General features: G+C 41.3%; 11 protein-coding genes. 6 read left to right on the forward strand and 5 right to left on the reverse strand.

The window, feature by feature from the left end:
* Window positions 1-16 precede the first annotated feature (16 nt).
* Both NXR94_RS16055 and NXR94_RS16060 read right to left on the reverse strand, forming a co-directional pair.
* The gene (locus NXR94_RS16055) at window positions 17-1348 is read right to left on the reverse strand and encodes a sugar porter family MFS transporter (protein WP_258105694.1); all 1332 of its coding nucleotides are present in this window, start codon (window positions 1346-1348) and stop codon (window positions 17-19) included.
* A gap of 368 nt (window positions 1349-1716) precedes the next feature.
* Window positions 1717-2280, reverse strand: a complete 564-nt coding sequence (locus tag NXR94_RS16060) for a hypothetical protein (RefSeq protein ID WP_258105695.1) — start codon at window positions 2278-2280, stop codon at window positions 1717-1719.
* A 519-nt stretch (window positions 2281-2799) separates the two neighbouring features.
* On the opposite strand from NXR94_RS16060, the gene NXR94_RS16065 reads away from it, so the two are divergent.
* Together NXR94_RS16065 and NXR94_RS16070 are read left to right on the forward strand one after the other, a co-directional pair.
* Window positions 2800-3048 (forward strand): type II toxin-antitoxin system ParD family antitoxin, encoded by a 249-nt coding sequence (locus tag NXR94_RS16065; RefSeq protein ID WP_258105696.1) that lies wholly within the window; start codon window positions 2800-2802, stop codon window positions 3046-3048.
* On the forward strand, window positions 3041-3337 hold the full coding sequence (locus NXR94_RS16070) for a type II toxin-antitoxin system RelE/ParE family toxin (RefSeq protein WP_258105697.1): 297 nt from the start codon (window positions 3041-3043) through the stop codon (window positions 3335-3337). Before NXR94_RS16065 ends, NXR94_RS16070 begins: the two co-directional genes overlap by 8 nt.
* A gap of 344 nt (window positions 3338-3681) precedes the next feature.
* On the opposite strand, the gene NXR94_RS16075 is transcribed toward NXR94_RS16070, so the two are convergent.
* Window positions 3682-3927 carry a hypothetical protein gene (locus NXR94_RS16075; protein ID WP_258105698.1) on the reverse strand — a complete coding sequence of 82 codons (246 nt, stop codon included), beginning with the start codon at window positions 3925-3927 and terminating at the stop codon, window positions 3682-3684.
* Between the two features lie 50 nt (window positions 3928-3977).
* On the opposite strand from NXR94_RS16075, the gene NXR94_RS16080 reads away from it, so the two are divergent.
* The 3 genes from NXR94_RS16080 to NXR94_RS16090 all read left to right on the forward strand — a co-directional run bounded on the left by NXR94_RS16080 (window position 3978) and on the right by NXR94_RS16090 (window position 9169).
* Window positions 3978-6068, forward strand: coding sequence for a helix-turn-helix domain-containing protein (locus NXR94_RS16080; RefSeq protein WP_258105699.1), 2091 nt, complete (start codon window positions 3978-3980; stop codon window positions 6066-6068).
* Window positions 6069-6140: 72 nt separating this feature from the next.
* The gene (locus NXR94_RS16085) at window positions 6141-8198 is read left to right on the forward strand and encodes a helix-turn-helix domain-containing protein (protein WP_258105700.1); all 2058 of its coding nucleotides are present in this window, start codon (window positions 6141-6143) and stop codon (window positions 8196-8198) included.
* Between the two features lie 263 nt (window positions 8199-8461).
* Entirely contained in the window at window positions 8462-9169 is a 708-nt protein-coding gene (locus NXR94_RS16090) for a hypothetical protein (protein WP_258105701.1), read from the forward strand.
* A 121-nt stretch (window positions 9170-9290) separates the two neighbouring features.
* On the opposite strand, the gene NXR94_RS16095 is transcribed toward NXR94_RS16090, so the two are convergent.
* Together NXR94_RS16095 and NXR94_RS16100 are read right to left on the reverse strand one after the other, a co-directional pair.
* Entirely contained in the window at window positions 9291-10784 is a 1494-nt protein-coding gene (locus NXR94_RS16095) for a nitrate/nitrite transporter (protein WP_258105702.1), read from the reverse strand.
* A 382-nt stretch (window positions 10785-11166) separates the two neighbouring features.
* Entirely contained in the window at window positions 11167-11565 is a 399-nt protein-coding gene (locus NXR94_RS16100) for a hypothetical protein (protein ID WP_258105703.1), read from the reverse strand.
* A 191-nt stretch (window positions 11566-11756) separates the two neighbouring features.
* On the opposite strand from NXR94_RS16100, the gene NXR94_RS16105 reads away from it, so the two are divergent.
* On the forward strand, window positions 11757-12323 hold the full coding sequence (locus tag NXR94_RS16105) for an NADPH-dependent FMN reductase (protein ID WP_258105704.1): 567 nt from the start codon (window positions 11757-11759) through the stop codon (window positions 12321-12323).
* Window positions 12324-12609: the final 286 nt, after the last annotated feature.

The following is a 12609-nucleotide window of genomic DNA, read 5'->3' on the forward strand; positions in this document are numbered from 1 at the left end:
AGTTGTTTATTCATGCTTATTTGGTTACTCTAATAAGGTTGGCATCCATCTCCTCCAGGGAGATTCCTCTGGTCTCCGGCATCCATTTCCACACGAATACCAGCTGACCCATCATCATCACTGAAAAGATCAGGAACGTGTTTCCTCCACCAAGGCTTTGTGCTATACCCGGAAAAATGAAGGCTATAATGGCGGCCATCAACCAGTGAGTGAAGCTGCCAAGCGCCTGACCATTTGCACGGACGGAATTGGGGAAGATTTCAGATATAAAAACCCAGATCACAGCGCCTTGCGAAAAGGCAAAAAAGGCGATATAGACAAAAAAGAATATTGGAAGGTTGTCAAAGGTATTGGCATAAAATGCTCCTGAGACCATTCCTAATGTTGCGATCAGACCAAAGGAGCCAATGAACATAAGGAACTTCCTTCCAAACCTGTCTATAAAATTCATGGCTAAAAGAGTTGCCAGGAAGTTGACTGCGCCAATCCCCAAGGTGGAAAGCAACGCCGAATTCTGACCGAGTCCTGCCATTTCAAAGATCCTCGGCGCATAATAAATGATCGCATTTATGCCGGAGAGCTGGTTAAACATCGCAAAGGCGATGACCAGTGCCATTTGAAACTTGTACTTTGGCTGAAACAGGTTGGAAGAGGCTCCACCCTTTTCAGATTCACGAGATGAGAGAATAGAGATTATTTCCTTCTCCACGACTTCCCCTGGTCGAATAAAATGCAGGATGTCTCTGGCTTCATCGATTTGATCCTTCTGAACGATCAACCATCTCGGGCTCTTAGGGATAAACAATACCGCGATCAGAAATACAAGTGCCGGGAATGCTTCCACGCCCAGCATCCATCGCCAGGCCATCTCGCCGGAACCAGCAAGTACATAATTGGATAGGTAGGCAATGAGTATGCCTAGCACGATGTTGAATTGAAACAGAGCGACTAACCGACCCCTGGAATGAGCGGGTGCAATTTCAGATATATACAATGGCGCTGTTACAGACGAGATCCCAACACCTATGCCACCCATAAATCGGAAAACTAAAAAGAGGTACCAATCTGTCGCAAGTGCGGAGCCCACAGCTGAGATCCAATAGAGCACACCGATCCAGAAAAGGGTGTATTTCCTTCCTATCCTATCTGATGGTATCCCTCCTATCAACGCGCCCAACACGGTACCTATCAACGCAATGGATACCGTCAGTCCATGCTGATATACATTTAATTGCCATACTTGTTCTATGGCCTGTTCAGCTCCGGAGATTACCGCTGTATCAAAGCCAAACAGAAAGCCTCCAAGGGCCACCACTATTGAGTAAAATAATATCCTCAATCCGTTCATATCATTCGATCATTTTTGGGTGAAAGATTCGTCAGCAAGATATCTGAGCTCCTGACCGAATGATGTTAGTATTGTTTCTATAAATTATGTTTTTACCAAAATTGGATTGCTTTTTATAAAATAATGATATCTCAACGCGTCAATTAAGGCTTTTTATTGACTAATTCATATTCATCTAAATATAGATATCGTATCAAAATGTGAATTTTGTATCGAAAACCCATAGGAGGACGAGTTTATAAATAAATGTCAGGCCGGAAATCCCCCAGGCAAGGGAGCTTATGATTAAGCTAATAAGGAATAAACCGGGGAAAACAACTCATAAAGCACCGTGATAGATGCTTCATGAGTCTGAATGTCAGCGCTAATTAAGTTCCAAAACTCTGCTGTAACTTTTGACTCAGTTGCCATCCTAATCTAAAAGGGAACAACACCGCCTTGCCAAGCCCTTTGGAAACACGGCCCGGTTCATATGGCGGGAAATCAAACCTCAAAATGAACTCAGGGGATTCCTCGCCTGTGATGTAAAACCCGCCATCCACTTCGAAATCAAGGAAGTTAACATCCGACATATCCCGCTGCTCTCTTTTGCAGGTAGTGAAATAGCTGTCCTCTCCGGCTATATAGAACCGCAGGGTTTTGTATTTTCCCTGCTCCAATTTGACGATATTCCTTGATCGCAAAAATGAACCGCAGGATAAACTGGTAAAATCAACTGCCTTCTGACCTGGAAAGTCATGTACCGTAATTTCATCGCCAGGTTCGTTAATGGCTGAAAATTCTAACAGATTCAGATGCATAGAGGTAATACTATGTTCTTTTGCATATGTACTGGTAAGTATTAACTCCTTGATCGTTCTTCCGTTGGAGTCCCACTGATACGCTCCCAGCGTACCCGGACTCATTAAACTTGTTAAACTTAAATTTTTCATAGTGTTTGAAGAATTTGGGTAATACAAAGTACGAGCATCAGAATGAAATGTTTTCAATGAAATAACAAAATGATTGATTAATCATCAATAAATGAGATAATTATTTAAAATAATCATATCAAAACATCAATTTCATTAGAATAACGACCGTAGAATTATCAAATTTCCATCGATGGCGGGTCTCAATTGCTCAGATTGAAAAGTTTGACCACACTCCGCCATTATTTTCTGGATCAGTGCAAGTTCAGTGATCCTTTGTGGCAGAATCCATGAAATTGGGGATATAGGTTAACTTGACTGCTCCTCCTCAGAATGACATTGATAGACTCTGAGAAGCTGGATGTATCTTCCCTCCTTTGTCCTAATTGTAGAAAACGGTTAAATTCGGAATGGCTAAATTATAAGGCATATTATTATACGCATAACTTGAAATACAAGGCGGATGTAGTGCACTATACTCGGTTGTTATGTGGAATTTAAACACTTGCCATTTATACCAATATTTGGTACTTTTGAAGAATGAGCAAGAACACATCTATTTCACTCGGGAACTATTTCGACAATTTTATTAAACATAGCATTTCAGAAGGTCGATTCAAGAACGCCAGCGAAGTTATTCGAGCCGGATTAAGGCTCTTGGAAGAAGAAGAGAATAAGGTTCTTTCACTTAAAAAGGCCATTCAAGACGGAATCGACAGTGGAATTGCAGAAGATTTTGACCCTTCAACACATTTGCAACAACTGAAGGCATCAAGAACTAATGGGTAAGTATCGGTTAATTAACCTTGCAGTTCAGGATTTGTCAGATATTTGGAACTATACATATGATCGATGGTCTGAACGGCAGGCAGATAACAACCACGAACTACTCACTAGCACATTTAATTCCATTGCAACGAACCAACAACAAGAACGAAATTACGAGGGAATAAGGAGAGATCTATTTGGAATTAAGGTGAACCAGCATATTGTATTTTATCGCATAATTTCAAATGAACTTGTTGAGATAACCAGAATTCTACATGAACGAATGGACCTGAAGAATCGACTAAAATAAATCCACATAATCGAGTAGACAGCCGTGAGGCAAAAGACCTACGGTGCACCCCTAATCCCTATTGGCGCAAGTGTCCACTTGTGACAGTTATTTACTCACCAGCCATCCTGAGTTGCAAACTCAGGACAGCTTATGATAATTGCGATTTGGTGCGAAAGCAACGGGGAGGAACGTCTTTTCCTGCGTTTTCGTAATTTCTAGCAGCGTTTTACGATTTCTCCTTGCAGTTGGGTCATTTTCTATAGCGTTTCTGTCATTTCTGACCCCGGATATTTCATTTTTCTCGTGGGATATATGACTTCTGAATGCGTTTTTATCATTTTTTGCTACGGTGGAATGCTTTTCTATACCGTTTCTTCGATTGAATTCTGGTCATGAACGATTGCCGCATGGTCATAAACGTTTGCCCGACGGTCATGAGCGATTGCCGCATGGTAAAGAATCATTGTCTGGCGGTCATGAGCGATTGCCGGGTGGTTAGGAATAATTACCGAGCGGTCATTTGTCATTTTCTCATGGTCAGGAATGATTGCCGATAGGTCTTGAACGATTGCCACGCGGTCATGAGCCATTCCCAGACCCTGGAGCATTCTAGCCCTAGCTTTTTTCAGCTTTTTTTTATAAGTTGTTATATGTAATCATGTCCACCCCTGACCAACTCATATCGCAACTCAACGAACAAGTTGAAGCCAATCTCCAAAATGAGCAGTTTGGTGTAGATGAACTAGCACAATCAGTAGACATGAGCCGCTCCACCCTCCATCGGAAACTTCATGAATTAACCGGGCAATCAATTAGTCAGTTCATTCGCGAGTATCGACTGGAAAGATCACTGGATCTGCTACAAAATGAAAACCTAACCGCCTCCGAAGTGGCTCATCGGGTCGGTTTTGGAAGCGCTACATACTTCAGCAAGTCCTTTCATGAGTTTTTTGGTTTTACTCCCGGTGAAGCTAAGGACGGAAAAATCCCAGAAAGGAAGCACTCAACCTCAGCCAACAAAAGAAAAACCCCACTTCTTGGCATAGGTGTGCTCATTATTGTGGTCATCACCGCAGGATATTTCGCATTTAGTGATAGCACGAGCAAACCTGTCCAGGAGCTGGAAAAGTCCATCGCCATTTTACCCTTTAGAAATGACAGTCATGACTCCTCCAATGTCTATATCGTGAATGGCTTGATGGAATCAATTCTCAATAACCTGGCATTGATTGAAGATTTGAGGGTTATCAGCAGGACCTCCGTGGAGAAATACCGCAACCAGATGAATTCCAAAATCATCACCGAAATCGGCAAGGAATTGAACGTCAGCTATATCGTGGAAGGAAGCGGACAGAAATATGGAAATGAGATGTTGCTCACAGTACAATTGATAGAGGTACCTACCGAAAGACATCTCTGGTCCAAGCAATACAAGCGCCAGGCGAATAATATTATCGATTTGCAGATAGAAGTAGCCAAAAGTATTGCCAGAGAGATTGAAGCTATTGTCACAGAGGATGAACAGGAGTTACTGGAAAAACTGCCTACAACTAATGAACAGGCCTATGATTATTATTTGAAGGGAAATGAAATTGTGTTTGCCTACGAAAGGTGGACAGCTCAATATGATACTATCGAGTTAAAAAAGGCAAGAGAATATTTCAGGAAGGCAATTGAAGTGGACAATACTTATGCCCTGGCATATGCCAAACTATCGCTGACATGTTATCATCTGAACTGGGCTACCAACGATCGATATGCCCATGAAATGAAGTCTGCTTCCGAAATGGCGATGCTCTATGATCCGGAATTGGCAGAAAGTCTAATTGCAAAATCACACTCTTTGCACTTTGAGTTTGTAAGAGACACCATTCGAACCCGGGATTCAGTTCACTTAGAACTGATGTATGGTTATATAGAGAAAGCAACGAAGGTGGGCCCCGATAACATTCTGGCATTGCGTATAGCCAGAGATATCTCCAGTTGGGATAGACCCAATCTCAAGTATCAACTTGAATTCGCGCTAAGAAGTCTGAAGTTGGAAATTGATAAGGATACATCCGAACTGATCAATGATTACTTTGGCTTACCCCGATCTTTTAGAGTCGCCGGTTTCTTTGATCGAGCTCAGGAAGCAATAAGCATAATGGAAGAATTAACGGCAGAAGGACATGTTGCCAGAGTAATTGAACAAACTGAATTAATCGCTGATAAAAGAAGTGACTATAAGGAATGTGCAAGCATTTTACAAGAAGCAGTTTCGGAACGTCCGAACAACCGTGAGTTGAATAGGTTTTTGGCTCAGGCCTATTTTTTTATGGAACGCTATGATGATGCTTATGAATATTATCAAAAAATAGAGTACGATATTGAAGTTTATTTGGCTTATGGAGATTACAACCGGATTGCTTTTATATGCGAAAAGCTGGGATTTATTGATAAATCAAAAAAATATTACGCTTTGGGAATGGAGAGGTATGAAGGTTTACCGGAAGCCTATAAATATTTTAATCAAACAGAACTGTATTCGGCCTTAAATGATAAGGAAAAAGCCATAAAAAGTCTCGAAGCTGCACTCAATCAGGAATTCATTCCCTATTGGAATATTCGGTTCATCAAGGACAGCCCTATTTACGGTGAAATGAGAAAGAATCCTGAATTTATAAAGCTGTTAGAACGGATGGAGGAAAAGTTCTGGAAAAAACATGATGAGATCGAGAAGGATTTAATGGAGAAAAGCCTGCTTTAAAAGTGACAATAGTATTGTTGACAATTTATTCAATGCTTTTTAAGGAAATATTCTTAAGTTGATATAGCAATCATGTCCACCCCTGACCAACTCATATCGCAACTCAACGAACAAGTTGAAGCCAATCTTCACAACGAACAGTTTAGTGTAGATCAGTTGGCAGAATCTGTAGGAATGAGCCGTTCCACCCTTCACCGCAAACTTCATGAATTGACCGGGCAATCGATCAGCCAGTTTATCAGGGAATACCGATTGGAGAGATCACTGGACTTGTTACAAAACGAAAACCTAACCGCCTCCGAAGTGGCACATCGGGTCGGTTTTGGAAGCGCTACATACTTCAGCAAGTCCTTTCATGAGTTTTTTGGTTTTACTCCAGGTGATGCTAAGGACGGAAAAATCCCAGAAAGGAAGCACTCAACCTCAGCCAACAAAAGAAAAACCCCACTTCTTGGCATAGGTGTGCTCATCATTGTGGTCATCACCGCAGGATATTTCGCATTTAGTGATAGCACGAGCAAACCTGTCCAGGAGCTGGAAAAGTCCATCGCCATTTTACCCTTTAGAAATGACAGTCATGACTCCTCCAACGTCTATATCGTCAATGGCTTGATGGAATCAATTTTGAATAATCTGGGCTCAATCGAAGACTTGAGAGTTATCAGTCGAACCTCAGTAGAACAATACCGCAAAGAGCTAAATAATAAACCACTAACCGAAATCGGAAAGGAACTGAATGTCAGTTACATAGTAGAAGGAAGTGGTCAGAAATATGGTGATGAGATGCTCCTATCCATCCAGTTGATTGAAGTACCTACCGACAGACACATATGGTCCAAGCAATACAAACGCAAGGCCGATAACATCATCGATCTGCAAATTGAAGTGGCCAAAAACATTGCTACTGAAATCAAAGCCTTGATTACCGAGGATGAAAATGAACGCATCGAAAAACTACCAACAACTAATGAAAAAGCCTTTGAGTTTTATTTGAAGGGAAATGAAATTTTGTTCCCTTACGAACGATGGAGATCAGGATATGATACGGTTGAATTAAAAAAAGCAAGGGCTTATTTCAGGAAAGCCATCGCACTTGACAACACCTTCGTACAAGCACATGCAAAATTATCACAAGCATGTCTACACCTGAATTGGAGTACCAATGACAGGTATAAATACGAAATGAATACAAGTGCTGAAACGGCCATGTTTCTTGATCCGAATTTACCTGAAAGCATAATAGCCAAGTTGGGCAGTTTTTATTACCAGGGTAGAAAGGACTGGTCTTTGGATAATGATTCTGCATTTATTGAGCTCAGGTTTCTTTTGGCAGAAAAGGCTGCAAAACTAGACCCTGGGAATATCATGGCTTTAAGAGTTGCCCGTAATTCGCTAGGCACAAGACTTAATGCCGATAAAGCGCTCGAATACTCCCTTCGTTGCGCACAACTGGACATTGAAAGAGATTCATCCGAAATTCAGCTAGATTTTGGTTATCTTCCGACAGATCTCAGATTAAACGGTTTTTTTGAAGAAGCTCAGGCATATATAAATAAAGCCACTGAATTAGGGTTGGAAATGACTCCTGACCAAATATTCCTGACCTTAGATTGGAAACACGACTATGAAGCAGGGAAATCCATCTTCAAGAATTTTTTGCATCAACATCCGGATCAAAGAAACAGGAATATTCTAGGCCTCATTTTTTTTATGCAGAGGCAATACGACAGTGCCTATTATCATTTCAAATCCGAGAAAGATGAACGGTATTCCTATAGATTGGGGTTTGTCTGTGAGAAACTCGGTTATTTTGATGAGGCAAAGAAGAACTTCGAAGCTGTAGAAACCCGATTATCAAACTCAACATCCAGAAGGCCACTCCAACTATTCTGGAATGCAGAAATATATGCTGCAATGGGCGAAACTGAAAAAGCATTGAAATGTCTGGAAACTTACGCCTCGCAGGATTACCTTCATTACGTGACTATCCGTTTCATGAAAGACAGTCCGATTTTCGATGAGTTGAGGGAACATTCGGAGTTTCAGAGACTTTTAAAACAAATTGAAACCAAGTTCTGGGAAACCCACGATGAAATCGAAAAATCATTACTGGAAAAAGGGCTTTTATAATCCAAAAAAACTACTTTTCACTACACTCGAAAAAGGGCCTTTATTTCCTTGTTTCACTCGTTTTGCAACCATTTTTTAAGCCGTGCAACATAATTACAAGGGTTTGACACGTCCCTTCAAGCCTTAAAATATTCATTTCAAATCATTGCTACAGGCGTTCTACACCTTGCCTGGCTATATCCACGAGCTTTGAATTGTCATTAATTGATGACTTCTGATCCCTAAAAATGATCAGTATATCTGGAACAAAATGATTAGAAATTATGAAAACTGCACTTCAAACTCCTGAAACAAAATTCTCAACTAGCACCTTCACTTTATTGAGACTCGCCCTACTTACTCCTTTCCTTTTCGTCGCATTTTTTGTCCATGCCCAAACAGGATTTACCGGGGATGACTATTATTATGTTGATGTAACTAATGATGGTCTAATTAAACTCACCGCAAACCATGTAAGAGGAAATGCCAGGGTCTCTATTCTGGATCAATATGGACAAGTCGAATACACAGATGAATGCCGTACTTCTGAAAAACTTGACAAAAAGTATGACCTTTCCAATATCCCTCAAGGAAACTATCAATTAAAATATCAGGATGATTATGTAATCAGAACCGTACCGTTCACAGTTGGCGATAACCTTAGCGTGTCTAATGAAAAGGAGGAAACCCTAATTCTCCCTGTAATTTTGCAGAAAGGAAATTCCTTGATTGTCAGGATGATATCCAATGACATTAGGAAAATGAGAATCTACATTTACGACGCTCACGGAAATTTACTGGAAACCAATAAAATAACTGGAAAAGGGTCCTTCGGCGAACAATTCGACCTAACTAAAGTACCTAGCGAATTCTACAAGGTTGCCGTATGGACTGATGGCGAAGTAGTAACTAAAACCGTAAAGATCCAATTGAACGAACAGAAAGACGAAGTCAATACTTCAGAAAATCCAGTAATTGCAGGTAATCCTTGATTACCTGCTTTTCCTTCAATCTCATGAATTTACCAGAGGAAGACACACGACCTTTTCGGATCAAAGAAATAGTAACCAAAAAGGCAATAAGCTCTCTCCTATCAAAATATACTTTCTAGCGTCAAGCCGCCTCTTCAAACTCTCTAACGAGTTGAGGCGAGCCTTTTTGCAGCATCCCCTGGATCACACGATGCATCCAAATCAGACAGCCTCCGGACAAAACCAGCATGAGTATCCAGCAACTGGACCAAAGCCCCGTCCCTTCCAATAAATAGCCAAACAATATTGGACAAAAGAATCCGCCAAGTCCGCCAAGTACACCGACCATACCACCGACAACACCCACTTCATTAGGGAAGTAATCCGGAATGTGTTTATAGACCGCCGCTTTTCCGATGCCCCATACGGAGCCAATAAGTACAGCAAGCGTGGCAAAGATCCAAAGGTTAGCCTGAAAATAGATGTGCGTTTTACCCTCCGCAATCAGCTGCTTTTTGCTCACCTGATCACCTACCTTCACCTTAGGTTGCTGCCATGATTCACGGGCTGGAAAAACCATAAACCGATCCTCCACATTACTCAGGGCATCAGTTTTACCTTGCAGTTCATAGCTTACACCCGCAACCTCAATTCTGCTATCTGATACATAAGTCACCTCTCCTGCTTTTTTAGCACTTATCCCTTTACCAGCGGTATACACATCCATTTTGGGTATAAAAAGCAACATACTGATAACCACAGAGGTACCTAACACCCAATACATAACCTGCCTTGCTCCAAATTTATCTGACAGCCATCCTCCAAACGCACGTATAACTCCTGATGGCAAACTAAAGCAAGACGCCAATAGGCCCGCGGTAGCAAGATCCAGGTTATAAACGTTGGTGTAATACGGAACAAGCCAACCTGCGAAGGCAACAAAGCAACCAAATACAAGAAAATAGTAAAGACCAAAACGCCACACCCTTATGGATTTCAATGGACTCAGCAAACCACGTAAAGTTTTATTGCTGCTTGCAGGCTTTTTGTTTTCTGTTAAAAACCAAAACATTATCGCTGTCAGAAGTAATACTCCCGCATAAATCTGAGGCATCATTCTCCACCCTTCAAGGTTTGTTTTACCATCTGTCAGGTATACCAGTAATCCGGGGCCCACAAGTGTAGTGATAGCGGCACCAGCATTTCCCGCTCCAAAGATCCCAAGGGCAATACCTTGCTTTTGTTTGGGGAACCATATCGAAGAAAAGGCAATGCCAACCGCGAAGCTGGCTCCGGCCAAGCCAAACCCAAGACTGCATAGCGCATAGGTCCAAAAACTATCAACATAACTTAATAGATACATAGGTATGGCGCAGACCATTAAGAGAATAACAAAGACTGGGCGTCCGCCAAACTTATCAGTCAAAATACCGGCAGGTAATCGAAATACTGCTCCGGAAAGTACCGGTATCCCGATAAGCCATCCTACTTCAATCGCAGTCCAGTTATAGACCTGGTTATCCACGAGAAAAGTGACCAAAACTCCGTTGAGGAGCCAACCAGCAAAGCATATCGTAAAAGTAAAGGTGTTCGCAAAGAGCGTGTTATTGGCTTTTCCGGAGTTGAATTCGTTCATATTTGGGTTCATTAGTTAGTTGATGGTTAATTATATTCAGTCCATGACGGACAAATAAAATTTATGAAACGAATAATCCTGGGGTCTAAATGCGCAATGGGGCCATATCAAACATGTTCGATATTGTTTAATCGCATGGGGCCGCCAAGCTCAGGAAGAGGTGAAAAACTCGATGAGCCAATCATAAGATGAGCTAATCAAATTTGAAAATGACGCATTATAGCGTCCCTTGATTTTCATTTGTCTATCACAATTCTAATAAAAACAATGGAAGTGACAAGCAGATGAAATTAGTAAGGTGGGTAAAACGTAATCATCAAACCTTCTCAATTGTAATTGTATCGCTGTCAAAAAGCGAGGATAAAATGGTCATTTTCCAACCTCAATAAAAACTGGATATCTCAAACCAGAAGGTTTGACCTCCTCCCGAAAAACTGTACGGTTCTAAACTAGAGAAAGCGGTCACCTGATAGATCAATTCATCATAAACCAGATCATCCTTCATGTAGAGATTCTGTTTGATCATTTTCCAATCGATATTCATGTACCTATCACCTTTAGGACGGAATATTATTAATTCCTCATGTATCCTTTTTTCAACTATACTCTTCTCAATTTGTATACCCCTGAAAATTTGACTCGTGTTGATCGGATCATTTTTGTCAATAATAATGACGTCCTCCATGGTATAACCCCATCCTCCCTTGATTGGATATTCTTGGAAATCTTCTGAGAGTACCTGCCTTAAGGATAGATTGGTTTGGATTCTTGGTGCGTTCATTTCTTACAGTTATTAGAATGAGTATCCTAAAAATATTTACAAAATGTAAATTTTCAGGAGAAACGCATCACCACCAACCTTGTTTTAGCATCAACTTTCCTTTCCCAAATCCTTAATCATTACTTTTGCCTTCCCAAGCTATTTGAAACTATTACTGGAATGGGTTTCTAATCAAAACAATTAAGCACCGGATGAAAATTATGATCTTCAATGGCTCGTTGGAAAACGGACCTCACGCCACCTCACATAAGGTTATTGTACCATTAAAGAAAAAACTGGAAGCAGCAGGAATTAGTCCGGTAGTGTTCAATCTTGCCGACGCTGACATTCCCCTACTCGATTTCAGTCATAAAGAAACACCTGTGAGTGTTAAGAATATGGTAACTACTTTCAGAGAATGTGATGCCCATATCTGGCTAACTCCGATGTATCACGGCAGCATGACCGGTGCGATGAAGAACTGTCTCGACTGGCTGGAGATTAGTGCCAAAGAACCTATCCCCTACCTCACCAACAAAGTGGTGGGTATGATCTGCTGGGCAGATGGAGTGCAGGCCATGCAGGGTATCAACGCCATGGACTCCGTGGCAAAAGCGCTTAGGGCATGGGTAATGCCGTATAGCATCCCCATGGTTAGAGGTGAGATATCAGTTTCGAAGGATGATGACACCCTTACTGAAGATTACTCCAAAAAGCTAGACATTATGGTGGATCTAATTGCAGCGGGTAGCCCGGTCTCTAAAATTCCCGGGGTATAAGGCTTCTCGGATCATCCTGGAATAATACGACAAGGTTAACATCCTTTCGAACTGCGGGTCTGGAGGCAATTCGGTAACTTGTATGAGGAATTAAGTCCTTCGTCTATCGAAGTCGATTTGCGTAAATATATTCCACCGCTCACAAATCATTTGTTTTCAGGCATCATATGGACTTAGCTCCAAAAAAGGGAGATATCAACCTCTCAGGCCAATATTTCCGGTTAAACCTTGTATTGAAAGCAAAAAATCTCTGAAGTATTTTTACGTATTAACTTGTGTAATCTAA

Origin of the sequence: Marinoscillum sp. MHG1-6 (assembly GCF_024714475.1) — a bacterium.
In the GTDB taxonomy this organism is placed as follows: Bacteria; Bacteroidota; Bacteroidia; order Cytophagales; family Cyclobacteriaceae; genus JAMZMI01.